23 protein-coding genes are annotated in these 23,142 nt (G+C 69.4%); 17 read left to right on the top strand and 6 right to left on the bottom strand.

What is annotated here, in order from left to right; genetic code table 11:
• Window position 1 precedes the first annotated feature (1 nt).
• Window positions 2-544 carry an NADH-dependent FMN reductase RutF gene (gene rutF, locus VAPA_RS24610; protein ID WP_021012717.1) on the top strand — a complete coding sequence of 181 codons (543 nt, stop codon included), beginning with the start codon at window positions 2-4 and terminating at the stop codon, window positions 542-544.
• Window positions 545-605: 61 nt separating this feature from the next.
• On the opposite strand, the gene rutR is transcribed toward rutF, so the two are convergent.
• The gene (gene rutR / locus VAPA_RS24615) at window positions 606-1,352 is read right to left on the bottom strand and encodes an HTH-type transcriptional regulator RutR (protein ID WP_021012718.1); all 747 of its coding nucleotides are present in this window, start codon (window positions 1,350-1,352) and stop codon (window positions 606-608) included.
• Between the two features lie 195 nt (window positions 1,353-1,547).
• On the opposite strand from rutR, the gene VAPA_RS24620 reads away from it, so the two are divergent.
• The 12 genes from VAPA_RS24620 (at window position 1,548) to VAPA_RS24675 (ending at window position 13,336) form a co-directional block, all read left to right on the top strand.
• Complete coding sequence (locus tag VAPA_RS24620) at window positions 1,548-2,552, top strand: isopenicillin N synthase family dioxygenase (RefSeq protein ID WP_021012719.1); 1,005 nt, start codon at window positions 1,548-1,550, stop codon at window positions 2,550-2,552.
• Window positions 2,553-2,554: 2 nt separating this feature from the next.
• A complete protein-coding gene (locus tag VAPA_RS24625) occupies window positions 2,555-2,941 on the top strand; it encodes a VOC family protein (protein ID WP_021012720.1) in 387 nt (128 codons plus the stop codon).
• A 67-nt stretch (window positions 2,942-3,008) separates the two neighbouring features.
• Window positions 3,009-4,115, top strand: a complete 1,107-nt coding sequence (locus tag VAPA_RS24630; protein WP_021012721.1) for a BMP family ABC transporter substrate-binding protein — start codon at window positions 3,009-3,011, stop codon at window positions 4,113-4,115.
• Window positions 4,116-4,133: 18 nt separating this feature from the next.
• Window positions 4,134-5,666 (top strand): ABC transporter ATP-binding protein, encoded by a 1,533-nt coding sequence (locus tag VAPA_RS24635; RefSeq protein ID WP_021012722.1) that lies wholly within the window; start codon window positions 4,134-4,136, stop codon window positions 5,664-5,666.
• A complete protein-coding gene (locus VAPA_RS24640; protein WP_041946234.1) occupies window positions 5,659-6,810 on the top strand; it encodes an ABC transporter permease in 1,152 nt (383 codons plus the stop codon). Before VAPA_RS24635 ends, VAPA_RS24640 begins: the two co-directional genes overlap by 8 nt.
• Window positions 6,807-7,739, top strand: coding sequence for an ABC transporter permease (locus tag VAPA_RS24645; protein ID WP_021012724.1), 933 nt, complete (start codon window positions 6,807-6,809; stop codon window positions 7,737-7,739). Before VAPA_RS24640 ends, VAPA_RS24645 begins: the two co-directional genes overlap by 4 nt.
• On the top strand, window positions 7,736-8,440 hold the full coding sequence (locus tag VAPA_RS24650; protein ID WP_021012725.1) for a cysteine hydrolase family protein: 705 nt from the start codon (window positions 7,736-7,738) through the stop codon (window positions 8,438-8,440). Before VAPA_RS24645 ends, VAPA_RS24650 begins: the two co-directional genes overlap by 4 nt.
• A gap of 6 nt (window positions 8,441-8,446) precedes the next feature.
• On the top strand, window positions 8,447-9,421 hold the full coding sequence (locus tag VAPA_RS24655; protein WP_021012726.1) for an isopenicillin N synthase family dioxygenase: 975 nt from the start codon (window positions 8,447-8,449) through the stop codon (window positions 9,419-9,421).
• 39 nt (window positions 9,422-9,460) lie between these two features.
• A complete protein-coding gene (locus VAPA_RS24660; protein ID WP_021012727.1) occupies window positions 9,461-10,507 on the top strand; it encodes an ABC transporter substrate-binding protein in 1,047 nt (348 codons plus the stop codon).
• Window positions 10,504-11,619: an ABC transporter ATP-binding protein gene (locus tag VAPA_RS24665; RefSeq protein WP_021012728.1), complete on the top strand. Its 1,116-nt coding sequence runs from the start codon at window positions 10,504-10,506 to the stop codon at window positions 11,617-11,619. The genes VAPA_RS24660 and VAPA_RS24665 overlap by 4 nt, the downstream gene beginning before the upstream one ends.
• Entirely contained in the window at window positions 11,616-12,521 is a 906-nt protein-coding gene (locus VAPA_RS24670; RefSeq protein WP_230558930.1) for an ABC transporter permease, read from the top strand. The genes VAPA_RS24665 and VAPA_RS24670 overlap by 4 nt, the downstream gene beginning before the upstream one ends.
• Entirely contained in the window at window positions 12,518-13,336 is an 819-nt protein-coding gene (locus VAPA_RS24675; RefSeq protein ID WP_021012730.1) for an ABC transporter permease, read from the top strand. The genes VAPA_RS24670 and VAPA_RS24675 overlap by 4 nt, the downstream gene beginning before the upstream one ends.
• On the opposite strand, the gene VAPA_RS24680 is transcribed toward VAPA_RS24675, so the two are convergent.
• Window positions 13,333-14,106: a Rossmann-fold NAD(P)-binding domain-containing protein gene (locus VAPA_RS24680; protein WP_021012731.1), complete on the bottom strand. Its 774-nt coding sequence runs from the start codon at window positions 14,104-14,106 to the stop codon at window positions 13,333-13,335. The genes VAPA_RS24675 and VAPA_RS24680 overlap by 4 nt on opposite strands.
• A gap of 46 nt (window positions 14,107-14,152) precedes the next feature.
• On the opposite strand from VAPA_RS24680, the gene VAPA_RS24685 reads away from it, so the two are divergent.
• Genes VAPA_RS24685 through VAPA_RS24695 form a run of 3 tightly spaced genes read left to right on the top strand, consistent with a single transcriptional unit; the run spans window position 14,153 to window position 16,199 of the window.
• Window positions 14,153-14,752, top strand: coding sequence for a LemA family protein (locus VAPA_RS24685; RefSeq protein ID WP_021012732.1), 600 nt, complete (start codon window positions 14,153-14,155; stop codon window positions 14,750-14,752).
• An 11-nt stretch (window positions 14,753-14,763) separates the two neighbouring features.
• Window positions 14,764-15,672, top strand: coding sequence for a TPM domain-containing protein (locus VAPA_RS24690; RefSeq protein WP_021012733.1), 909 nt, complete (start codon window positions 14,764-14,766; stop codon window positions 15,670-15,672).
• 2 nt (window positions 15,673-15,674) lie between these two features.
• Window positions 15,675-16,199, top strand: coding sequence for a TPM domain-containing protein (locus VAPA_RS24695; RefSeq protein WP_021012734.1), 525 nt, complete (start codon window positions 15,675-15,677; stop codon window positions 16,197-16,199).
• A 103-nt stretch (window positions 16,200-16,302) separates the two neighbouring features.
• On the opposite strand, the gene pdeM is transcribed toward VAPA_RS24695, so the two are convergent.
• A complete protein-coding gene (gene pdeM, locus VAPA_RS24700; RefSeq protein ID WP_041946605.1) occupies window positions 16,303-16,998 on the bottom strand; it encodes a ligase-associated DNA damage response endonuclease PdeM in 696 nt (231 codons plus the stop codon).
• Between the two features lie 76 nt (window positions 16,999-17,074).
• Between pdeM and trxC the strand changes: the two genes are divergently transcribed.
• Entirely contained in the window at window positions 17,075-17,524 is a 450-nt protein-coding gene (trxC, locus tag VAPA_RS24705) for a thioredoxin TrxC (protein WP_021012736.1), read from the top strand.
• 10 nt (window positions 17,525-17,534) lie between these two features.
• Here the strand turns inward: trxC and VAPA_RS24710 are convergent, their stop codons facing one another.
• From VAPA_RS24710 to VAPA_RS24720, 3 genes are read right to left on the bottom strand one after another with little or no spacing between them, the layout of a single operon-like run.
• A complete protein-coding gene (locus VAPA_RS24710) occupies window positions 17,535-20,324 on the bottom strand; it encodes a ligase-associated DNA damage response DEXH box helicase (RefSeq protein WP_041946235.1) in 2,790 nt (929 codons plus the stop codon).
• Window positions 20,321-21,976: an ATP-dependent DNA ligase gene (locus VAPA_RS24715; RefSeq protein WP_021012738.1), complete on the bottom strand. Its 1,656-nt coding sequence runs from the start codon at window positions 21,974-21,976 to the stop codon at window positions 20,321-20,323. Before VAPA_RS24715 ends, VAPA_RS24710 begins: the two co-directional genes overlap by 4 nt.
• Window positions 21,973-23,121, bottom strand: coding sequence for a ligase-associated DNA damage response exonuclease (locus VAPA_RS24720; RefSeq protein ID WP_021012739.1), 1,149 nt, complete (start codon window positions 23,119-23,121; stop codon window positions 21,973-21,975). The genes VAPA_RS24715 and VAPA_RS24720 overlap by 4 nt, the downstream gene beginning before the upstream one ends.
• Window positions 23,122-23,142: the final 21 nt, after the last annotated feature.

The raw sequence follows: 23,142 nt of genomic DNA on the forward strand, positions 1-23,142 counted from the left end.
CATGCTGCTGAACGCAATGGCATCCAACCACGTCATGCCGAGCGGCGCGCCGCCCGCGCTGCCCAAGGCCGACTACCGCAACGCCATGGCGCGGCTGGGCGCGGCGGTCAACATCATCACCACCGACGGCCCGGCCGGCCGCGCCGGCTTCACGGCCTCGGCCGTGTGCAGCGTGACCGACGAGCCGCCGATGCTGCTGGTGTGCCTGAACCGTTCGGCCTCGGTGTACCCCGCGTTCACGGCCAACCGCGTGCTCTGCGTGAACGTGCTGGCCGCAGGGCACCAAGCGCTCTCGGGCCTGTTCGGCGGCAAGACGCCGATGGACGAGCGCTTTGCCGCGGGCCGCTGGAGCCGCAAGGCCACGGGCTCGCCGGTGCTCGAAGATGCCGCGGCCTCGTTCGACTGCCGCGTGGTGCAGGCTACGAGTGCGGGTACGCATGACGTGCTGTTTTGCGAGGCGCTGGCGATTGCCATGGGTGGCGCGGCGCAGAGTCTCATCTACTTCGATCGGCGGTATCACGAGATCGCGGCGCCGCCGCACTGACTCTTCTTTTTTCCCTCTCTCCCGTCTTCTCCCCTCTCCCGGAGGGAGAGGGAGCAAGTCCCTAACGCGGCGTGATTCCTTGCAGCACGATGCGCTGCACGTTCTCCACCGTCTGCTCGAAGAAGGCCGCGTCTTCCAGCGTATGCCCCGTCAGCGCCTGCACCTGCACGCCGAAATCCGCATAGTGCTGCGTGATGGCCCAGAGCGCGAAGATCAGGTGGTGCGGATCGACCGGGGCGAGCTTGCCGGCTGCGATCCATGAACGGATGACCTCCGACTTGCGCTCCACCAGCGTGCGCAGCTCGCGGTCGAGTTCGTCGCGCAGGAGCGGTGCGCCCTGGATCATTTCGAGGCAGAACAGGCGCGATGCATCGGGCCGGTCGCGCGAGACCACGAGCTTGCGGCGGATGTAGCCGCCGATGGCTTCGCCCGGGTCCTGCTCGGCACTGAAGCCGCGCAGCGGCTCGAGCCACAGTGCGAGCAGGTCGCGCAGCACGTTGACGTACAGCTCCTCCTTGTTCGCGAAGTAGTAGAGCAGGTTGCTCTTGGACACATCGGCGCGCGCCGCCACCTGGTCGATCGAAGTGCCATGCAATCCGAAGCGCGAGAACAGGCCCAGCGCGGCGCCGAGGATGGCGCTGCGCTTGTCCTCGATCTGGCGCAGCCTGCGGCTCACCGCGGATGCGCTGCGCACGGCGGGTTTGGCGCGCTTGCGCGCCGGGCTCTTCACCGGGATGGTCACCGGGCTTTTTTTGGCCGGGATCTTCTTCGTGCTGCTGGCTGCGGCCAGCGCCTTGGTCTTCGGCATCTTCCCTCGCTTCGTCGATTGCTGATTCTTTCAACGCGCACCACTGTAAGGCCGCGGTGCATCGCGTTGCGCCAGGACGGCCTCGGGGCGCCGCCGGCACGCACCATGCTGACGCGGCCAACGCGTTTTGTCCATTTGGTCCAACTGGCACAGACGTTGCATGGCGAAAGGCATGCCAAGCACGAGGACCGACACATGACCACACTGCTGTCCGTACCCATCATCGATCTCGCGCCCTACTTCGCCGGCACGGCCGAAGGCAAGGCGGGGGTTGCGACAAAGGTCGACGAGGCCTGCCGCAGCATCGGCTTTCTCGTCATCACCAACCATGGCATTCCCGCCGAGCTGATCGCGCGCGTGTCGCAGCTCTCGCGCCAGTTCTTCGACATGCCGCTGGCCGAGAAGCGCAAGGTCGACCGGCCGCGCGAAGACGCGGTGCGCGGCTACAGCGCGGTCGGCGAAGAAGGGCTTTCGTACAGCCTGGAAGAAGCCGCGCCCGGCGATCTGAAGGAATCGTTTTCCATCGGCCCCTCCCACGTGCCGGACGACGACTACCACCGCGGCCCTGCCGCCGGCCCGCACTTCGAGCCCAACAGCTGGCCGCCGATCGACGGTTTCCGCGAGGCCTATGAAAGCTACTTCGAGGCGATGAGCGATCTCTCGCGCTCGCTGATGCGCATCTTCGCGCTCGGCCTTGCGCTGCCCGAGCCGTTCTTCGACGACAAGATCGACCGGCACATCAGCATGTTCCGCGTGCTGAGCTATCCGCCGCAGCGCGAAGCGCCGCTGCCGGGCCAGCTGCGCGCGGGCGCGCACAGCGACTATGGCAGCCTCACCATCGTGCTGCCCGACGACAAGGGCCTGCAGGTGTTCAACAAGGCGGGCCAGTGGGTCGACGTGCCGCAGGTGCAGGGCGGCCTGGTGGTCAACATTGCCGACCTGATGATGCAGTGGACCAACGACCAGTGGGTGTCGACGCTGCACCGCGTGGTCAACCCGCCCTTCGAGGTGGCCAGCACCAACCGCCGCCAGTCGCTGGTGTTCTTTCACCAGCCCAACTACGACGCGATGGTCGAGTGCCTGCCGAGCTGCCTGGCACCGGGCGAGCAGCCGAAGTACGCGCCCATTTCATCGGGCGACCATCTCACGTCGAAATTCGTCAAGCAGACGACCTTCGGCGGCACCAAGGCCGTGGCTTGAGCATGGCCCATCTCTCCTACGTGAACGTCTTTGCGAAGGACGTGGTCGCGCTCAGCGGCTTCTACCAGCGCGTGTTCGGCTTCCCAGAGATCGAGGCCATTCGATCGCCGATCTTTCGCGGGCTCGACACCGGCAAGTCGAGCCTCGGCTTCAACGCGCTCGAGGCCTACGAGTTGCTGCACCTGGCCGAATTTTCCGACACACCCGGCGTGAAGTTCCTGCTGAACATCGACGTCGACAGCAAGGACGACGTCGACCGCATGGTGCCCGTCGCGCTCGACGCCGGCGCCACGCTGGTGAAGCCGCCGTACGTCACCTACTACAACTGGTACCAGTCGGTGCTGCTCGACCCCGAGGGCAACGTGTTTCGCATCAACTTCATGATGTGACGCACGCGGCGCGCCCTTCCTTCTTCCTTCCCTCTCCCTCGACACGCTTCCCACGAAAGGTCGCTCCATGCTGCGCATTCCCACTCACGGCTTCACCTCCGGCCTTGCCATGGCGCTCGCGGCCGGCGGCGCGCTGTTCACGCTGCCCGCCGTGGCCGCCGACGGCTTCACGCTCAAGGACAAGCCGAAGATCGCCATGCTCTACTTCGGCCCGAAGAACGACGGCGGCTGGACGCAGGCCTTCGACGAAGCGCGCGTGAAGGTCGAGAAGGAGATCGGCCAGAAGATCCAGTTCGTCGAGAACGTGCCCGAAGACGCATCGGCCATCAAGCCTGCGGCCGAGAAGTTCATCCAGCGCGGCGCCAACATCGTGATCGGCACCGCCTTCGGATACTCCGACAGCTTCAAGGACCTGGCCGCCAAGTACCCCGGCGTGGCTTTTCTCAACGGCTCGGGCACCACCAACGGCAGCAACCTCGAATCCTTCTACGGCCGCACCTACGAGAGCCAGTATCTCTGCGGCATGGCCGCGGGCGCGGCCTCCAAGACCGGCAAGCTCGGCTTCGTCGCGGCCAACCCCTTCGGCGTGGTGAACTGGACCATCAACGCCTTCGCGCTCGGTGCGCAGAAGATGAACCCCAACGCCACGGTCAACGTGATCTACACCGGCGCCTGGAACGACCCGGTGAAGGAACGCGCCGCCGCGGCCGCGCTGATCGACCAGGGCGCCGACGTGATCGGCCAGCACGTCGACTCGCCCACGCCGCAGATCGTGGCGCAGGAGCGCGGCGTGTACGGCACCGGCCACCACCGCGACCTGCGCCAGTTCGCGCCCAAGGCCACGCTGTGCTCGTCGGTGTGGGTGTGGGACCGCTTTCTGACGCCCGAGCTCAAGAAGATCATGGCCGGCAACTGGAAGCCCGGCCAGTACGGCGCCTTCATCGAGATGAAGGACGGCGGCACCGACATCGCGGGCTTCGGCCCCGCGGTGCCCAAGGACAAGGCCGCGCAGATCACGGCCGAGCGCGACGCCATCATGAAGGGCAAGCAGGTCTACGCCGGTCCGCTCGCCGACCGCGACGGCAAGGAGCGCGTGGCCAAGGGCGCGGTGCTGTCGGATGCCGATCTCTGGAAGATGGACTGGTTCGTCAAGGGCGTGGTGACGCAGAAGTAAGAAAAGAAGGCAACGCCAATGCCCAACGCGCTCGAGCTCACCGGCATCCGCAAGTCCTTCGACGGCTTTGCGGCACTGACCGACGCGCACTTCGAAGCGCGCTGGGGCGAAGTGCATGCGCTCCTGGGCGAGAACGGCGCGGGCAAGTCGTCGCTGATGAACATCGCGGCCGGGCTCTATGCGCCGGAGGCAGGCCGGCTGCTGGTGGACGACAACGTGGTGCGCTTTGCCGGACCGCGCGATGCGGCCAGGCACCGCATCGGCATGGTCCACCAGCATTTCAAGCTGGTGCGGCCGTTCACGGTGGCGCAGAACATCCTGCTCACCGCGCCGGTGCCGGCCGAGTTCCAGAGCCACGGGGAGCGCCTGCGCGAGATCTCGCGCGACATCCGCAACAAGGCCTCGGAGCTGGGCTTCGAGATCGATCCATCGAAGCGCATCGACGCGCTCTCGATTGCCGAGCAGCAGCGCGTCGAGATTCTCAAGGTGCTGCTGGCGGGCGCGCGCATCCTGATTCTCGACGAGCCCACCGCGGTGCTCACCGACCAGGAGGCCGCGCGCCTCTTGCAGACGGTACAAGGCCTCGCGCGCGGCGGCTCTGCCGTGGTGCTGGTCACGCACAAGATGGCCGACGTGAAGACCTACGCCGACCGCGTGACGGTGATGCGCGGCGGCCGCACGGTGGCCACGCTGGAGCCGGGCGCCACCTCGGTGGCCGAACTCGTGAAGCTCACGGTGGGCGAATCGATTGCCACGCAGGGTTTTCAGGCTGCGAAGTCGCCGCGCGGCCCGGTGCGGCTCACGGTGCGCGGCCTGCGCTCGGCGGCATCGCCCGAGGGCCGCCGCGTGCTCGACGGCGTCGAGCTCGAACTGCATGCGGGCGAAATCTACGGCCTGGCCGGTGTCGGCGGCAACGGACAGGGCGAGCTGGCCGGCGCCATCATGGGCCTGCCGGATGCCGGCGGTGCGCTCGAAGGCGAGATCCACCTGAGCGGCCACGGCGACCTCAAGGCCATGAGTGCACCAGAGCGCCGCAACGTGGGCATTGCCGCGATCCCGGCCGACCGCTACGGGCTCGCGCTGGCCGGTGGCCTTTCGGTGGCCGAGAACTACGCCATCGGCCGCGTGCACACCGGCCGCTACGGCCCGGCCTGGCATCTGCGGCGCGGGCGCATCCAGGACGACACGCAGGAAGCGGTGCGCGCCTTCGATGTGCTGGGGGTGCGCTCGGTGGCGCAGAAGGCCGCGCTGCTGTCCGGCGGCAATGCGCAGAAGCTGGTGCTCGCGCGCGAGTTCGGCAAGGCGCCCTCGCTGGTGCTCGCGCACAGCCCGAGCCGCGGGCTCGACGTGCGCGCGAGCGCCGAGGTGCATGCGCGCCTGCGCGCCGCGCGCGACGGCGGCGCCGCGGTGCTGCTGATCAGCGAAGACCTCGACGAGGTGCTGCAGCTGGCCGACCGCGTGGGCGTGATGACGCGCGGGCGCATTGCCGGCGAGTTCGCGCAGCCCGCCGACCGGCAGGCGATCGGGCAGGCGATGGTGGACCATGGTTGACGCCACGCTCGCGGCCATCGCGCAGCCGGCGCAGACCGATCCGGATGCCGCGCTCCGGGCGCGGCGCCAGCCGCTGGCGCGCCGGCGCTATGCGCTGGAGATCCGCCAGCACATGGGATGGCGGCGGCAGGCGCTGATCCTTGCGGCGGCGCTCCTTGCGGGCCTTGCGATTTCCGCCGCCATCCTGGTGGCGGCCGGCGTTCCCGCGGACGAGCTCGCCAACGAGTTCGTGATGCAGACTTTCTTCGACGGCCAGAACTTTCGCGCCGTGCTGTTCCAGGCCGCACCCATGATCCTCGTGGGCCTGGCCGGCTCGCTGGCGTTTCGCGCGCGCTTCTGGAACCTGGGGCTCGAGGGCCAGATGATCTGGGGCGCCATCGGCGCGACGGCCGTCTCGATGTGGCAGATCGGACCCGAGCCGCTGCGCCTGCCGCTGATGTTCGCGGCCGCCATCGGCTGCGGGCTGCTCTGGGTGCTGGGGCCGGCGTGGCTGAAGATCCGGCTCGGCGTGAACGAGATCATTTCCACGCTGATGCTCAACTACATGGCGGCCAACTTCCTGCTGCACCTGGTCTATGGCAGCTGGAAGGATCCGAAGGACAACTTCCCCTACTCGCCGCAGTTCCGCATCTTCGAGCGGCTGCCCGAACTGGGCGCCGGCGTGAGCAGCGCCATCGTGCTCGCGGCCGTGGTGGCGCTCTTCGCATGGTGGCTGGTGGGCGTGAGCCGCGCCGGGCTGTACCTGCGCTTCGTCGACGCCAATCCGCGCGTGGCGCATGCCAATGGGGTGCCGGTGCGCCGCACCATCTACGGCGCCGTGCTGCTCTCAGGCGCGATGGCCGGGCTCGCGGGCCTGGCGGTGGCCTCCGGGCAGGAAGGGCGGCTCACGCAGGCCTTCTACCAGGGGTACGGCTTCTCGGGCATCCTGATTGCCTTTCTTGCGCGCAACAACCCGCTCGCGGCCACCGTGGTGGCGCTGCTGGTGGCGGCCCTGTTCGTCACCGGCCGCAGCCTGCAGGTGTTCTACCAGGTGCCGTTCTCGATGGTGCAGCTGATCCAGGCCATCATCGTGGTGTGCGTGGCGTCGAGCGATTTCTTCATTCGCCATCGGCTGCGCCGCGTGGGTGGGGAGGCAGTGCAATGAGCGGCGGCATCGTGTTGAACTGGCTCGCGAGCACGCCCGACTTCGCGGTGCCCTATGCGCTCGCGGCGCTGGGCCTGATCATCAGCGAGCGCGCGGGCGTGCTGTCGCTCGGCGCCGAAGGCCTCATGCTCGTGGGCGCGCTCGCGGGCATCGGCGCGCAGATCGCCATGGGGCAGCCGGCCGTGTCGCTGGTGCTGGCGATGCTCGCGGCCAGCGCGGTGTCGCTGCTGTTCGCGGTGATGGTGATCTGGCTGCGCGTGAACCAGGTGATCGCGGGGCTCGCGCTGGTGTTCTTCTGCCAGGGCCTCACGGCGCTGGTCGGCTCGCTCGCCGAATGGACCAACCATGCCACCGGAGGCATCGGCGCGATGGCGCTGTGGCCGCTGTCGCTCCTGCCCGGCGCCGGCCGGCTGTTCGAGCAGAACGCAATGGTCTGGCTCACGCTGCCGATCTTCCTCGCGGTGGCGTGGTTTCTCTCGCGCACCTCGGCCGGGCTGCGGCTGCGCGCGGTGGGCGAGAACCCGCAGGCGGCCGATGCGGCCGGCATCCGCGTCACCGTGTGGCGGCTGGCCGCGGTGCTCGCGGGCTCGGCGCTGGTGGGACTGGCAGGCGCCTACATCTCGGTGGTCAGCACCAAGCTGTGGATCGCGGGCATGACCGGCGGGCGCGGCTGGATCGCGGTGGGGCTGGTGATCTTCGCGCGCTGGTCGCCGTGGAAGGCGCTCGTGGGCGCGCTGCTGTTCGGCTGCATCGAGGCGCTGATCCCGCAGCTCGCGGCGGCCGGCGTGCAGCTGCCGCAGTACTTCGTGATGATGACGCCCTATGCGGTGACGCTCGGGGTGATGGTGTGGGTCGCGCTCTCGCGGCGCGGCGCCGACGAAGAGCCCGGTGCGCTGGGCCAACCCTATGTGCGGGAAGAACGCCGATGAAGGCCTGGGTCTACAACGAGGAGCGCGAGCTCGACGCGGTGCAGTTCGCCGACTACCTGGACCCGGCCACCACCGCGGTGGTGTCCATCGACATGCACCGCGGCCACCTGGACGACAGCCCCGACTGCCCCTGCCCCGCCCCGCGGGCGCGCGACGTGGTGGCGCCCATCGACGGCTTTCATGATTCGGCGCGCGCGCTGGGCGTGCGCATCGTGCACATCAGGTCGGTGCTGCGGCCCGGCGGCGTGGACGACGTCCACGGCATTCCGTCCGCCTGGCGCCGCACCTTTCCGCTGCACGTGGGCCCGATTCCGAACGCCGACGCGCACGCCATCGAAGGCTCGAAGTGGACCGAATGGGTCACGCGCGTGGCGCCCGGCGACATGCGCGTGGACAGCAAGCGGCGCCTCTCGGCCTTCTACCCGACCGACCTCGACTTCCTGCTGCGCAACCAGCGCATCGAGACGGTGGTGCTCAACGGCGGCTTCACGGACTGCTGCGTGCTCAACACGGCCTTCGACGCCAACAACCGCAACTACCGCGTGATCGTGCTGCGCGACCTGGTGCGCGGCACCGATGCGCACCTGGAAGGCGCGGCGCTCGCGATGGTGTCGCTGCATCTGGGGCTGGTCATGGACTCGCACGAGCTGCTGGGCCGATGGCGCGGCGAGCTCCGTTCTTCCGTCAACCCGACTCGCTGACACCCGATGCTGAACTCCATTCCCCTTGTCGACCTCGGCGGCAACCTCGACCCGGCCGTCCCCGCTGCCAGGAAGGCGGCCCTGCAGCTCCACGAAGCGCTGAGCACCATCGGCTTTGCCTACATCGCGGGCCACACCGTGCGGCGCGCCACGCGCGATGCGGCCTTTGCGGCCTCGCGCGAGTTCCACGCCTCCACCCTCGAGCAGAAGCGCTCCCTCGCGATCAACGCCTTCCATCGCGGCTACATGGGCATGGCCACCTCGACCATCGTGACCTCTTCGGTGGCCAGGGTCACCCGGCCCAACATGAGCGAGTCGCTGATGCTCATGCACGAGCTGCCGCCGGACGACGCGGGCCTTCTCGCCGGCCTGCCGATGCAGGGGCCGAACCAGTGGCCCGGGTGGCTGCCGGGCTTCAAGCCTGCCATGACGCAGTACGTGAGCGAGGTCGACGCGCTCGGCCGCTACATCGTGCGCCTGGTCGCGATGAGCCTGGGCCTGGAGGCCACCGCGCTCGACCACCACTTCGACCACCCCACCACCTTCCTGCGCGCGTTGCACTATCCCCCGCAGCCGCCGGTCGAAGACGACCAGATGGGCTCGGCTCCCCACACCGACTACGGGATCGTCACGCTGCTCGCGCAGGACGACTCCGGGGGCCTGCAGGTGCGCCCGCGCGGCGGCGACTGGATCGAGGCGCCGCCGATTCCGGACACCTACGTGCTCAACGTCGGCGACATGCTCGCGCGCTGGACCAACGACCGCTTCGTGTCCACGCCGCACCGCGTCATCAACCGCTCGGGCGGCGACCGCTATTCGCTGCCCTACTTTCTCGACCCCGGCATGGACGCACTGATCGAATGCCTGCCGACCTGCACCGACGCGCAGCATCCGCCCCGCTACGAGCCGGTGACCTACGGCGAGTACCTGCTCGAGCGGCTCGACAAGAACTACGCCTACCGCAAGCCGGCGAACGCCTGACCAGCCTCTTCTTCATTTCCTTTCTTCCCAGGACTCACCATGAAAGCCTTCTCCCGCCGCGACTGCCTGCAAGCCATGGCCGCCGCAGCCGGCATGTCCGCGCTCGCGATGCCGGGCATGTCCTTCGCCGCGCAGAACCTCGTCGTCAACACCTACGGCGGCCGCTGGGAAAAATTCTGGCGCTCCGACCTGATGCCCACGTTCATGAAAGCGGCCGGCGTGGAAACCACGCTCGACGTGGGCCTGGGCAAGAACTTCGTGGCCAACCTGCGCGCAGCCGGCGTCGCGAAGCCGCCCTACAGCATCCTGATGGTCAACGAGAACATCGCGAGCCTGGTGCGTGCCGAAGGCTACTTCGAGCCCATTCCCGCGGCCAAGGTGCCCAACCTCGCAAGCGTGTACCCGATCCTGCGCAATGCCGAGGACAACGGGGTGCGCGGCATTGTCTCGACCATCGGCATCGGCTACCGCAAGGACCTGGTGAAGACGCCGCCCAAGTCGTGGTCGGACCTGTGGAGCAACCCCGAGTTCAAGGGCAAGATCGGCCTCTACCAGATCGGCAACACGGCCGCGATGCTGTTCCTTCTGATGACGGCCAAGCTCTACGGCGGCTCGCAGGACGCGATCGACCGCGCCTTCACCGAGATCAAGAAGCTCCTGCCGTTCACGCAGGCCGACTGGAGCGGCACGCTGTCGACCATGCTCACGCGCGGCGACGTGACGGTGGCGGTGATCGACTTCCCCGAGATCGTGGCCCTGCAGAAAAAGGGCGTGCCCGTGGAGATGGTGGTGCCCACCGAGGGCGTGCTGGCCTTCGAACAGTCGTTCAACGTACTGAAGAATGCGCCGGCCAAGGAAGAGGCCTACAAGTACCTCGACTTCATCCTGCGCCCCGACGTGCAGGAAATGATGGCCAAGGAGTTCTTCACCTCGCCGACCAACACCCGCTCGAAGCTCCCGTCCGACCTCGCCAAGGACGTGCCGGTGAGCGGGGACCGCATGAAGTCGATCTTCCAGTTCGACTGGGCCAAGGTGAACCCGCAGGTCGCGGCCATCACCGACCGCTGGAACCGGGAGATGAAGTGAGCGAGGCCACCCTCGCGCGTGCTGCCACGGGCCGCCGCACCACGCGGGTGTCGCTCGACGGTCTGCGCAAGCACTTCGACAACGCACCCGCGCCGGCCATCGCGCACCTCGACCTCCAGACCGAGGAAGGCGAATTCATCTCTCTGCTGGGCCCGAGCGGCTGCGGCAAGACGACCACGCTGCGCTGCGTGGCCGGGTTCGAGTTTCCCGACGAAGGCCGCGTGCGCCTGAACGACGAGGACATCACCGACCTGCCGCCCGAGAAGCGCGACATCGGCATGGTGTTCCAGAACTACGCGCTGTTTCCGCACCTGACGGTGTGGCGCAATCTGGCGTTCGGCCTGGAGATGCGCGGCATCGGCAAGGCCGAGTGCAGGCGCCGCATCGACGACGTGCTCGCGATGGTGCAGCTCACCGCCCTGGCCGAGCGCTATCCGCGCCAGCTCTCGGGCGGCCAGCAGCAACGCGTGGCGCTGGCGCGCGCGCTGGTGATCGAGCCGCGCCTGCTGCTGCTCGACGAACCGCTCGCGAACCTCGACGCGGTGCTGCGCGAGGACATGCGCGTGTTCATCCGCGAACTGCAGAAGCGCGTGGGCATCACCACGCTCTACGTCACGCACGACCAGTCGGAAGCGATGGTGATGTCCGACCGCGTGGCCGTGATGCTCGGCGGCAAGCTGCTGCAGTTCGACGTTCCCGAGGCGATCTACATGCGCCCGCGCAGCGTGGAAGTGGCGCGCTTCATCGGCCGCTCGAACCTGATCGAAGGCAGCGTCGAAGGCCTGACCGACGAACCCGGTCCGTATCCCACCTACCGCGTGAGCACCGCGCTCGGCAGCGTGCCGGCAAGCCACGACCAGCCCCTTGCGACAGGGCAGCCGGTGCACGTGACGATCCGCCCCGAGGCGATCCGCTTCCGCAACGACGGGCCTTACGCAGGACGCGTGCAGTCGGCCTACTTCCTCGGCAGCACGGTCGAGCACACGGTGCAGTGCGCCGGTGGCCAGGGCCTGCTGGTGCAGACCTCGCCGGGCCGGCGCATGGACGCCGGCGCGCAGGCGGCCTTTGCCTTCGACCCGGGCCACGCCTGGATCATCTCGGCCGCGCCATGAGCGCCGTGATGACGGCCGAAGCGCCGCCGCGCAGCAGCGCCCGGCGCAAGGCGCGCCCGGGACGCGGCGCGTTCTGGCTGATCGCACCCGCGCTGGTGCTGATCGGCGTGTTCCTGGTGCTGCCCTACCTGAACATCATCGCCATGAGCCTGCGGCCCACGGCCGCGGGGGCACCCTATGGCGCGGGCTTCACGCTCGCCAACTACGCCCATGCGCTCGGCGACGGCTACATCCTCGGCGTGCTGGCCGACACGCTTGTGCTCGGCGCGACGACCGTGCCCATCTGCCTGCTGCTGGGCTACCCCGTGGCCTACCACCTCGCGCGCTCGCGTTCGCGCTGGGGCAGCCTGCTGTATGTGCTGGTGCTGTCGCCGCTGCTGGTGGGCGTGGTGGTGCGCAGCTTCGGCTGGCTGATCCTGCTGTCGGGCAACGGCGTGATCAACCGCGTGCTGATCGATCTCGGGCTGGTCGAGACCGGCCTGCAGCTCATGAACAACCGCCTGGGCGTGACCATCGCGCTGGTGCATGTGTTCCTGCCGTTCATGATCCTGCCGCTGGTGGGCGTGATCCAGAGCATCGACCCGACGCTGGAGCAGGCCGCGCGCTCGCTCGGCGCCTCCCGGCTCAAGGTGTTCTGGCGGCTCGTTCTTCCGATGTCGTGGCCCGGCATCCAGGCCGGCACCGTCCTCGTGTTCGTGCTCACGCTGAGCGCCTACGTGACGCCGGTGATGCTGGGCGGCGCGCAGGTCAAGACGATGTCGGTGCTGGTGGTGCAGAACCTGATCGACAACTTCCAATGGCCCGCCGGCGCGGCGCAGGCGCTGGTGCTCTCGGCCTGCGGCATGGTGGCGGTGTGGGTCTATGCCCGCCTCACCGGTCGCTTCATGAAAGGCCTGCAATGAGAACGAAGCGCAAACCCCTGGCCACGCGCGCGGCCGATGCCGTGGGCCTGGCGTACGTCGGCGCGGTCTACGTGTTCCTGCTGCTGCCGATCGCGGTGATCGTGCTGATGTCGCTCAACGCAGGCGAGTTCCTGACCTTTCCGCCGCAGGGCATCTCGCTGCGCTGGTTCGGCGCGCTGTTCGCCAACGAGGCCTTCATGCGCGCCATCGGCACCTCGCTGCAGGTGGCGGCCATCGCGACCGTGTGCTCGACCGTGATCGGCGTGGCCGGCGCGCTCTACGTGGTGCGCCATGCCACGCGGCTGCGCGAGGGCCTGCGCATGCTGTTGATGCTGCCGCTCATGCTGCCCGAGATCCTCACGGCGATCGCGCTGCTGTTCTTCCTGTACGCGAGCGGCGTCGGCACGCGCACGATGTTCGGGCTGCTGGTGGGCCACGTGCTGGTCACGCTGCCCTACGTGTTCACCAACGTCGCGTCGTCGCTCTACAACCAGGACGGCTCGCTGGAGCAGGCCGCGCGCAGCCTCGGCGCTTCGCCGTGGCGGGCCTTCGTGCGCGTGACGCTGCCGCTGATCAAGCCCGGCATCATCACGGGCGCGCTGTTCGCATTCGTGATCTCGTTCGACCTGTTCAACATGTCGCTGCTGCTCAAGGGCATCGGCATGACGACACTGCCGCTGCAGCTGTTCGACTACCTGCGCTGGGACTTCGACCCGACGGCTGCGGCCGTGTCGACGGTGAGCATCGTGGTCACGCTGGTGGCTGTCGTCTGGGTCGACCGTACCGTGGGGCTGCGCTCGCTGCGTTTCGGCTAGGGCTGCGGGGCCGGGGCCTCGGGCTGGAGCCAGCGGCGGGCCACGGCCTGCATGTCGCCCTGCGCGGACTCCCACACCAGCTCGGGCGCCGCCACGTGCACGCCCGGCGGCGCGATGCGCAGCGCCAGGTCGACCAGCTCGGCCACCTTCGATGCGCGCACCGGCTGCTCGCTGCTCGGCACCATGAAGCGCGCGATCGACAGCATCCAGGCCGCGAGTCTTTCGGCGGGGTTGGCGAACTTCGCATGGAGCGGCTTGCGCGCCGAACGCACGAGGATCACGCGGTCGAAGCCGTTGGCGACCACGGCCTGCTCGTCGAGGCTCGCGAGCCCGCGCTTGAGCGCCTCGGGCAGTTTGCCCTGGTCGTGCGGCTGCACGATGGCCAGCGTCCGCACGCCGCAGGCGCGCAGCCAGCGCGCGAGCTCGGGCAGGTCCGAAGGCTGCGGCACCCAGAGCGCGCGTTCGCGGTCGTGGTAGAGCCGCGGCGGGTCGAAGGCGACGACGGCGGTGTCGGCCGATGTCAGCGCCCACTGCGCGATCGGCAGCTCCGGGCACAGGAAAGTCTCCACGCCACGCAGGCCGTCGCGAATGGGCTCGCGGGCCAGCACGCGGGCATGGGCGAAACGGTGGTGGCCCGCGAGCCGCCGCAGCAGCTCCTGCCCCAGGGCCCCGGTCGCACCCGCGATCAGCAACGTGCCGTTCACCGCCGCGGCAACGGGCCGCACCGCACGGTTTGCGGCCTGCAGGGCTTGAAGTGGATCAAGGGGCATGAAGACATCTATGCTAACTTCCGGCTCTTCTGCGGAGGTAATGCAAATGATGATGAAGCGCTGGCTCTTGATTCTCGCGGCCGTCCTGTCGCTGAGCGGCTGTGGCTACAACCAGTTCCAGTCGCTCGACGAGGCCAGCAAATCGGCCTGGAGCGAGGTGCTCAACCAGTACCAGCGGCGCGCCGACCTGGTGCCCAACATCGTGGCCACCGTCAAGGGCGAGGCCAGTTTCGAGCAGGACACGCTCACCAAGGTGATCGAGGCGCGCGCCAAGGCCACCTCGATCCAGGTCACGCCCGAGACGCTGAACAACCCCGAGGCCTTCAACAAGTTCCAGCAGGCGCAGGGCGAGCTCTCCTCGGCGCTCTCGCGGCTCATGGTGGTGGCAGAACGCTATCCGGAACTGAAGGCCAACCAGGCCTTCCGCGACCTGCGCGTGACGCTCGAAGGCACCGAGAACCGCATCACCGTGGCGCGCAACCGCTACATCCAGACAGTGCAGGAGTACAACGTGCTGACCCGCAGCTTCCCGACCAACATCACGGCCAAGATCTTCAGCTACCAGCCCAAGCCCAACTTCTCGGTGCAGAACGAAGCGCAGATCTCGACGCCGCCGACGGTCGATTTCAGTACACCTAAAAAGTAAGACGCCCCCTGATGGCCCTTGCCCTCTTCCGCCGCGCGCTGGCCACCGTCCTGCTGGCGGCGGCCGCATGGGGCGGCCTTGCGGCAACGGCATGGGCGCAGGGCCTGCTGCCGGTGCCCGCGCTCACGGCGCGGGTGATCGACCAGACCGGCACGCTCGACGCGGCGCAGAGAACAGGCCTCGACACCAAGCTCGCCGCCTTCGAACAGCGCAAGGGCTCGCAGATCGTCGTGCTGATGGTGCCGACCACGGCGCCCGAGGACATCGAGAGCTACGCCCAGCGCGTCGGCGATGCCTGGAAGATCGGCCGCAAGAACGTCGGCGACGGCCTGCTCGTGATCGTGGCCAAGGACGACCGCAGGATGCGCATCGCGACCGCCAAGGCGCTCGAGGGCGCGGTGCCCGACCTCGCGGCAAGCCGCATCATCGACGAAGAGATGAAGCCGCGCTTTCGCAACAACGATTTCGCGGGCGGCCTGAATGCGGCGGTGGACCGGCTCATCGGCCTGGTCGACGGCGAGCCGCTGCCCGAGCCTGCGCGCAGCGGCAACAGCGGCCGTTCGCAGGGCGGCGACTTCGACTGGGAGAACCTCGCGATCTTCCTGTTCGTCGCGGTCTTCGTGGGCGCGCCCATCGTTCGCGCCATCGTGGGCAAGAAGCTGGGTTCGGTCCTCATGGGCGGCGGCATCGGCGTGATCGCCTTCTTCCTCACCACCAGCGTGGCCATCGCGGTGATCGCCGGGCTGGTCGCGCTCGTGGTCTCGTTCCTTTCGGGCGCAGTCCGGCCGGGCGGAGGCGGTTGGAGCAGTGGCGGCGGCGGCGGCGGGGGCTGGAGCAGCGGCGGGGGCGGTGGCGGCGGTGGTTTCAGTTCCGGCGGCGGCGGCAATTTCGGCGGCGGCGGTGCCTCCGGGAACTGGTGAACATGGCAGCCCCCACTTTCCTCTCGAAGCTCGGCCGCATCTGGCGCCACAGCTGGGTCGACGAGGCCGCGGTTCGCCGCGCGCTGCCCGCCGATGCACTGGAACGCCTGGCCGAACGCGTGCGCGCAAGCGAGCGCCGCCACAGCGGCGAAATCTGCCTCTGCGTCGAGGCCGGCCTGCCGCTGTCCTACCTGTGGCGCCATGCGGCTCCCAAGGAACGCGCCGTCACGCTGTTCGGCAAGCTGCGCGTGTGGGACACCGCGCACAACAACGGCGTGCTCGTCTACCTGCTGCTGGCCGAGCATGCGATCGAGATCGTGGCCGACCGCGGCATTGATGCGCGCGTCGACGATGCCGAGTGGGCCGCGATGGCGCAGCGCATGGGCGCGGCGTTCCGCGAAGGCCGCTTCGAGGACGGGCTCACGCAGGCGCTGGAAGAAATGTCGGCCTTGCTGGTGGCGCACTTTCCGCTGGCCGAGAACGAGCCCGACACCAACGAACTGCCCGACGAGCCCGTCGTCCTTTGAATTTCTCCCTCCCCTTCCGGGGGAGGCCGGGTGGGGCAAGCGGCGTTGGCATTGGGCACGCTCTGCCAGCCCCCATCCCAACCTTCCCCCGGAGGGGAAGGAGCTAAACCTCTTGCTCCGATGGCGGCAGCGCCCACACGCTTTCTCCGCCCACCGCATAGAAGCGCCGCCCCGGTGCGCGCTCCATCAGCCACCCGCCCGTGAACTCGCCAAAAGCCGGCAGCACCGCCTGCTGCGCGTCGCTCGCGAAACACGGCAGCCGCACGCTGTCGCGCCCCGGTCCATGCAGCCTGCACACGGGATGCAGGTGCCCCGCGAGCACGAAATGCGTGGCATGCGCCTGCGGATGGTGGCAGCAGGCAAAAGGCCCGAGCAGATAAGGCTCGTCGACCACGTCGATGCCGAGTGCGGCGGGCGGATCGCCCGCGCGGCTGTCGTGGTTGCCCCGCACCAGGACCATGCCGATGGAGGCATGCGTGGCGCGCCAGGCGGCAAGCGCCGCCAGCACCCGGGGCGTGCGCGCCTGCGCCGCATGCAGGAAATCGCCAAGGAACACGATGCGCTGCGGCCCATGGGCCGCGATCAGCGCGTCGAGCCGCGCCAGGTTCTCTTGCGTGGTGCCGCCCGGCACCGGCTGCCCCAGCGCGCGGTAGGTCGCGGCCTTGCCGATGTGCAGGTCGGCAATGAACAGCACGCGGCCGTCGGGCCACCAGACGGCGTGCTCGGGCAACAGATGCAACAGTTCCCCGGCCCATTGGACCGGGAGCGCCGACGCGGAAAGAAGATTCGAAGCAGTCACGGGCAACGAGTGTCGCAAAAGAAGCGCGGGCGGGCGGCCGTCTTGCAATTCACCCCGCAGGCCCCAGTTCCCCGGTATGACCGAAACGCCTTCGCTGCACATCGTCTGCCCGCACTGCCACACGACCAACCGCGTGCGCGCGGCGCAGCTGGGCAGTGCGCCCGACTGCGGCAACTGCCACCGCGCGCTCTTCACCGGCCATTCCACCGCGCTGCCGGACGAAAAGACCTTCGACCGCCACATTGCACGCAATGAAATCCCGGTGCTGGTGGACTTCTGGGCACCCTGGTGCGGCCCGTGCCGCCAGATGGCACCGGGCTACGAGCAGGCCGCGGCCCAGCTCGAACCGCAGGTGCGGCTGGCCAAGGTCGACACGGAGGCGGTGCCGACCCTTGGCGCGCGCTTCAACATCCGCAGCATTCCGACGCTGGCGCTGTTCCGCGGCGGCCGCGAAGTGGCGCGCCAGGCCGGCGCCATGGGCGCGGCGGACATCGTGCGCTGGGTCAAGGCGCACGGCGCGGGTTGAACTGAACGGCTCACAGCGGCGGCAAGGGCCGTGACGGCCGTGATCGCGACCTGCGCTCCCGGCGCGGCGTGGCCGGCGGCTTGCCGGGCCCTTCCTGCCCGAACGCGAGCGTGCTCTTCACGCGCTCCACCCCCCCGGCCGTGACCACGCCGCCGGCGGCCTTTTCGAGCTGCTCGACCATGCGCGCAATGCGGTCGGCCACGTTCTCGTTCGACAGCTTCTCGCGGAACAGCTCGACCATGAGCGGGAACGAGAACGGCGTGGGCCGCTCGAGCGGCTTCAGCACCAGCTGTTGAGTGGCCATGCGCGCGAGGCCGGCACTCAGGCGGCCGATTTCGAGTTCCTGCGCGAGCAGCTCCTGCTCGGCCTGCAGCAGCAGCTTGTTCGCCGGGTCGTACTTGCGGAACACCTCCCAGAACAGCGAGGACGAGGCCTGCAGCTGCCTGCTGCTGCGCTTCTCGCCCGGATAGCCCTGGAAGATCAGCCCCGAGACACGCGCAATCTCGCGGAAGCGGCGCTGCGCCAGTTCGCCTGCGTTGAGCGAGGCCAGCACCTCGTGCAGCAGCGTGGCATGCGCATCCTCGCCCTGGAGCAGGCGCAGCGCCTGCGGCAGCAGCGCGGGCCAGTCGACCGGCGTGGCGCTGAGCAGCTCGAAGCCGTAGTCGTTCACCGCGATGGAGAAGGTGCGCGCCTCGTGCTGCGCCACGCGCCAGGCCAGCAGGCTGGCAAGCCCCAGGTGCACGTGGCGCCCCGCGAAGGGGTAGAGGAACAGGTGCGAGCCTTCGCGCGTGGCGAGCGTTTCGGCCAGCAGGGTCTGCGGCGTGGGCAGGGCCGACCATTGCTGCTGGATCTCGAGCAGCGGCCGCACGCACTGCAGCTCGGGCGATGGATAGCGCCCCTCGCCGGCCAGCGCGAGCTGCTGCACCACCGCATCGGCCAGCGTGGTCGACAGCGGCATGCGCCCGCCACTCCAGCGCGGCACTGCGGCGCGCTTGCCGGTGGCGCGCCGCACCCAGGCCGTCATGTCGTGGATGCGCACGAGCTCGAGCATCCGGCCGCCGAACAGGAAGCAGTCGCCCGGCTTCATGCGCGCAACGAAACTCTCCTCGACGTTGCCGATCTTTCCGCCGCCCATGTACTGCACCGCCATGCTCGCGTCGCTCACGATGGTGCCGATGTTCATGCGGTGGCGCCGCGCGAGCCGCGCGTCCGGCACGCGCCAGACGCCCTCTGCATCAGGCACCGCGCGGCGGTAGTCGGGATACGCGGCCAGCGAAGGCCCGCCCTGCGACACGAAGGCCAGGCACCACGCCCAGCTCTCGCGCGACAGATCCGCATAGGCGGCGGTGCCGCGCACTTCGGCATACAGGTCGTCGGGCACGAAGCCGCCACCGAGCGCCACGGTCACCAGATGCTGCACCAGCACGTCGAGCGGCTGCACCGGCGTGTGGCGCGCCTCGATGTGGCCGGCCGCGATGGCCGCGCGCGCCGCGGCGCCTTCGACCATCTCGATGCTGTGCGTGGGCACGAGCGTGATGCGCGACGGCCGGCCCGGCGCATGGCCCGAGCGCCCCGCGCGCTGCAGCAGCCGCGCCACGCCCTTGGGCGAACCGATCTGCAGCACGCGCTCGACCGGCAGGAAGTCCACGCCCAGGTCCAGGCTCGAGGTGCAGACCACCGCCTTGAGCTCGCCGTTCTTCAGGCCCCGCTCGACCCACTCGCGCACCGCGCGGTCGAGCGAGCCGTGGTGCAGCGCGATGATGCCGGCCCATTCGGGCCGCGCCTCGAGCATCGCCTGGTACCAGATCTCCGATTGCGAGCGCGTGTTGGTGAACACCAGCGTGGTGCTGCTGGCGGCAATCTCGTCGAGCACCTGCGGCAGCATCGTGAGACCCAGGTGGCCGCCCCACGGAAAGCGCTCGGCCCGGCCGGGCAGCAGCGAATCGACCACCAGCTTCTTGGGCACCGCGCCTTGCACCAGCACGCCCTCTTGACGGCCATCTTCTCGGCCCAGCAAGGCGTGCATGGCCTCCTGCAGGTTGCCGAGCGTGGCCGACATGCCCCACACCGCGAGCCCCGCATTCCAGCGCCTGAGCCGCGCGAGCGCCAGCTGCACCTGCACGCCGCGCTTGTTGCCGAGCAGCTCGTGCCATTCGTCGACCACCACCATCTTCACGCGGCCCAGCACCTCGCCCGCATCGGCGCGCGCGAGCAACAGCGAAAGGCTCTCGGGCGTGGTGACGAGCACGGTCGGCAGGCGCTCGTTCTGCGCGCTGCGCTCGGCCGACGAGGTGTCGCCGCTGCGCGCGCCGGCGCTCCAGCGGTGCACGTCGATGCCCTGGGCATCCATCGCTTCGAGCGGCTGCTGCAGTGCGCGCAGCGTGTCGGCCGCGAGCGCGCGCATGGGCGTGATCCAGAGCACGGTGAGCGGCGGCGGCGTGGTCTTTCCGCTGCGCGAGGGCGGCGGCGGCGCAGACGAGAACGCCTGCAGCGCGCCGAGCCACACCGCGTAGGTCTTGCCTGCGCCGGTGGTCGCATGCAGCAGCCCGGAGCGCCCCGCGGCCACGGCCTTCCATACGTCGCGCTGGAACTTGAAAGGCTTCCAGCCGCGCGCTGCAAACCACGCGTCGAGCGCCGCCTTGACTGCTGCTGCCTTGCTCCTTCCCCTTCCGGGGGAAGGCCGGGATGGGGGCTCGCGGCCTTCGAGCACAGGCGGCTGGCTCTTGATACGCCGCTTACCCCCACCCCGGCCTTCCCCCGGGAGGGGAGGGAGAAATGCGGGGTCAGGCGGCGCGGTCATGACGGCAGCAGCGCGGCCAGCGTCTGCAGGGTGTCGGCTTCCGCCACCGGCTTGTCTTCGCGCCAGCGCAGCATGCGCGGAAAGCGCACCGCGATGCCGCTCTTGTGGCGCGCGCTGCGCGCGATGCCTTCGAAACCCAGCTCGAACACCAGCGTGGGCTTGACGCTCTTCACCGGGCCGAAGCTCTCGACGGTGGTCTTGCGGATGATCGCGTCCACGCGCGCCATCTCGGCGTCGGTGAGGCCCGAATAGGCCTTGGCAAAGGGCACGAGCTTGCGGCCTTCCTGCTCGGGCGGGCCGTCCCAGACGGCGAAGGTGTAGTCGCTGTAGAGGCTCGCGCGCCGGCCGTGGCCGCGCTGTGCGTAGACAAGCACGGCGTCGATGCTGAGCGGATCGATCTTCCACTTCCACCACACGCCCACGTCCTTGGTGCGGCCCACGCCGTACTGCGCGTCGCGGCGCTTGAGCATCATGCCTTCCACGCCCATGCTGCGCGCCGCTTCGCGCTGGCGTGCGAAGTCGCTCCATTCGATGCCGGTGAGCATCGGGCTCGGCAGCAGCGACGGGTGCGGCATGCGCGTGACGAGTTCGTCGAGCAGCAGCCGGCGCTGCGACTGCGGCAGCGCGCGCAGGTCGCGCCCTTCCCATTCGAGGACGTCGTAGGCCAGCAGCACCACCGGGATCTCGCGCAGCAGCTTCGCGCCCAGCGTCTTGCGGCCGATGCGCCTCTGCAGCTCCGCGAAGGGCTGCACCCTGTCGTCGCGCCAGACGGCAATCTCGCCGTCGAGCACCGTGCCGTCGGGCAGCGCATCGCCCAGCACGGCCAGCTCGGGAAAGCGCTCGGTCACCAGTTCCTCGCCGCGCGACCACAGCCAGGCGACGCCCGCGCGCTTGACCAGCTGCGCGCGGATGCCGTCCCACTTCCATTCGACGATCCAGCCGGCCGGCGGACCGAGCACGGCATCGAACTGCTCGAGCGGCAGGTTGAACGCATGCGCAAGAAAGAACGGGTAGGGCTGCCCGCTGGTCTTCTGTACCTGCTCCGCGCCCGACTCCGGCGCGATCAGCGCGCGGTAGTCTTCCGCCCGCGGGCGGCCGCCGATGTGGGTGTAGCCCATGAGGCGCTGCGCCACGCGCTTGGGATCGATGCCGCCCACGCCCGCGAGCGCCTGCGTGACCTGCAGCTTCGACACGCCCACGCGGAAGGCGCCGGTGATGAGCTTGAAGTACACCAGCCGCTCTTCGGCCGCGAGCTGGCGCCACTGCGCGCGCAGCCGCGCGGGCAGTTCGTCGGGCGCCGCCTTGCCGGCCTCCCGCAGCGGCAGCAGGTGCTCCTCGACCCAGCGCGCCAGGCCGAGGTCGTGCGCCTCGGTGGGCGGCGGCAGCAGCAGCGCGATGGTTTCGGCCAGGTCGCCGACCACCTCGTAGCTCTCGTCGAACAGCCATTCGGGCAGGCCCGCCGCTTCCTGCGCGAGCAGCCGCAGCAGCTTGGTGGGCACGAGCTGGCGCGGCTTGCCGCCGGCCAGGAAGTACACGGCCCACGCCGCATCGGCCGGATCGGCCTCGCGCAGGTAGCGCTGCAGCGCGGCCTGCTTGGCAAGGCTCGAGGTGCTCGCGTCGAGCTCGCGGTAGAGCGCCGCGAAATCCTTCATGGCTTTGCTCCTTCCCCCTTCGGGGGGAAGGTCGGGATGGGGGCTGGCCGCGTCCGCATCGGGCGCCCGCTTGCCCCCTCCCCGGCCCTCCCCCGGGAAGGGGAGGGAGTTTGCTCGTCATCTTCGTCGCCGTACTCGGTCCTGAAGCCCTGCGCTTCCAATCCGTTCTCGCTGAGCCAGCGCACCATCACCGCCACGCTGCCGTGGGTGACGAACACCCGCTCGGCTCCCGTGCCCGCGATGGCCTGCTGCAGACCGGGCCAGTCGGCGTGGTCCGACATCACGAAGCCGCGGTCCACGCCGCGCCGGCGGCGCGTGCCGCGCAGCTGCATCCAGCCGCTCGCGAAGGCGTCGGCATGATGGCCGAAGCGGCGCATCCATGGCGTTCCCTGGGCCGAGGGCGGCGCCAGCACCAGCGCCCGCTTGAGCAGCGCGGCATCGACGCCCGCATCGGTCACCCGCAGGGTCTGCGGCAAGGCCACGCCCGCGGCGCGGTACACCGCATTGAGCGGCTCGACCGCGCCGTGCACCACGATCGGCCCGATGGAGGCGTCCACGCCATACAGGATGCGCTGCGCCTTGCCGAAGGCATAGCAGAACAGCACCGATGCGCGGCCGGCCTCGGCGTTGGCGCGCCACCAGGCGTCGATCTCGGCGAACAGCGCCGCCTGCGTGGGCCAGCGGTAGATCGGCAGGCCGAAGGTCGACTCGGTGATGAAGGTGTCGCAGGGCACGGGTTCGAAGGGCGCGCAGGTGCCGTCGGGCTCGGTCTTGTAGTCGCCCGAGGCCACCCACACGCGGCCGCCGTGTTCGAGCCGCACCTGCGCCGAGCCCAGCACATGGCCGGCCGGATGCAGCGAGATGCGCACGCCGTGGTGCCCGATCGCCTCGCCATACGGCAGCGTCTGCAGCGCGATGTCGTCGCCAAGGCGGGTGCGCAGCGTGCCGGCGCTGTCGGTGTGCGCGAGGTAGTGGCCGTGGCCGGCGCGCGCGTGGTCGGAGTGCGCATGGGTGATGACGGCGCGCGCCACCGGCCGCCAGGGGTCGATGTAGAAGTCGCCGGGCGGGCAGTAGAGGCCCTCGGGCCGCGCCACCACGAGGTCGCCAGGGCGCAAAGCGGAACTGTGGGGCAGCGGCGCGGTCATGGCCCGACATCGTAGGCCGGC

It is taken from the genome of Variovorax paradoxus B4, from assembly GCF_000463015.1.
In the GTDB taxonomy this organism is placed as follows: Bacteria; Pseudomonadota; Gammaproteobacteria; order Burkholderiales; family Burkholderiaceae_C; genus Variovorax; species Variovorax paradoxus_E.

Bases quoted from the DNA above. Each gene is read 5' to 3' on its own strand.
- VAPA_RS24680 (WP_021012731.1), bottom strand. From the start codon at position 14,106: ATGCCCCTTGATCCACTTCAAGCCCTGCAGGCCGCAAACCGTGCGGTG.
- VAPA_RS24690 (WP_021012733.1), top strand. From the start codon at position 14,764: ATGGCCCTTGCCCTCTTCCGCCGCGCGCTGGCCACCGTCCTGCTGGCG.
- VAPA_RS24650 (WP_021012725.1), top strand. From the start codon at position 7,736: ATGAAGGCCTGGGTCTACAACGAGGAGCGCGAGCTCGACGCGGTGCAG.
- rutR (WP_021012718.1), bottom strand. From the start codon at position 1,352: ATGCCGAAGACCAAGGCGCTGGCCGCAGCCAGCAGCACGAAGAAGATC.
- VAPA_RS24715 (WP_021012738.1), bottom strand. From the start codon at position 21,976: ATGAAGGATTTCGCGGCGCTCTACCGCGAGCTCGACGCGAGCACCTCG.
- VAPA_RS24660 (WP_021012727.1), top strand. From the start codon at position 9,461: ATGAAAGCCTTCTCCCGCCGCGACTGCCTGCAAGCCATGGCCGCCGCA.
- VAPA_RS24675 (WP_021012730.1), top strand. From the start codon at position 12,518: ATGAGAACGAAGCGCAAACCCCTGGCCACGCGCGCGGCCGATGCCGTG.
- VAPA_RS24630 (WP_021012721.1), top strand. From the start codon at position 3,009: ATGCTGCGCATTCCCACTCACGGCTTCACCTCCGGCCTTGCCATGGCG.
- VAPA_RS24720 (WP_021012739.1), bottom strand. From the start codon at position 23,121: ATGACCGCGCCGCTGCCCCACAGTTCCGCTTTGCGCCCTGGCGACCTC.
- VAPA_RS24655 (WP_021012726.1), top strand. From the start codon at position 8,447: ATGCTGAACTCCATTCCCCTTGTCGACCTCGGCGGCAACCTCGACCCG.
- VAPA_RS24625 (WP_021012720.1), top strand. From the start codon at position 2,555: ATGGCCCATCTCTCCTACGTGAACGTCTTTGCGAAGGACGTGGTCGCG.
- VAPA_RS24645 (WP_021012724.1), top strand. From the start codon at position 6,807: ATGAGCGGCGGCATCGTGTTGAACTGGCTCGCGAGCACGCCCGACTTC.
- VAPA_RS24670 (WP_230558930.1), top strand. From the start codon at position 11,616: ATGAGCGCCGTGATGACGGCCGAAGCGCCGCCGCGCAGCAGCGCCCGG.
- rutF (WP_021012717.1), top strand. From the start codon at position 2: ATGCTGCTGAACGCAATGGCATCCAACCACGTCATGCCGAGCGGCGCG.
- VAPA_RS24640 (WP_041946234.1), top strand. From the start codon at position 5,659: ATGGTTGACGCCACGCTCGCGGCCATCGCGCAGCCGGCGCAGACCGAT.
- VAPA_RS24695 (WP_021012734.1), top strand. From the start codon at position 15,675: ATGGCAGCCCCCACTTTCCTCTCGAAGCTCGGCCGCATCTGGCGCCAC.
- VAPA_RS24635 (WP_021012722.1), top strand. From the start codon at position 4,134: ATGCCCAACGCGCTCGAGCTCACCGGCATCCGCAAGTCCTTCGACGGC.
- VAPA_RS24710 (WP_041946235.1), bottom strand. From the start codon at position 20,324: ATGACCGCGCCGCCTGACCCCGCATTTCTCCCTCCCCTCCCGGGGGAA.
- VAPA_RS24620 (WP_021012719.1), top strand. From the start codon at position 1,548: ATGACCACACTGCTGTCCGTACCCATCATCGATCTCGCGCCCTACTTC.
- trxC (WP_021012736.1), top strand. From the start codon at position 17,075: ATGACCGAAACGCCTTCGCTGCACATCGTCTGCCCGCACTGCCACACG.
- VAPA_RS24685 (WP_021012732.1), top strand. From the start codon at position 14,153: ATGATGATGAAGCGCTGGCTCTTGATTCTCGCGGCCGTCCTGTCGCTG.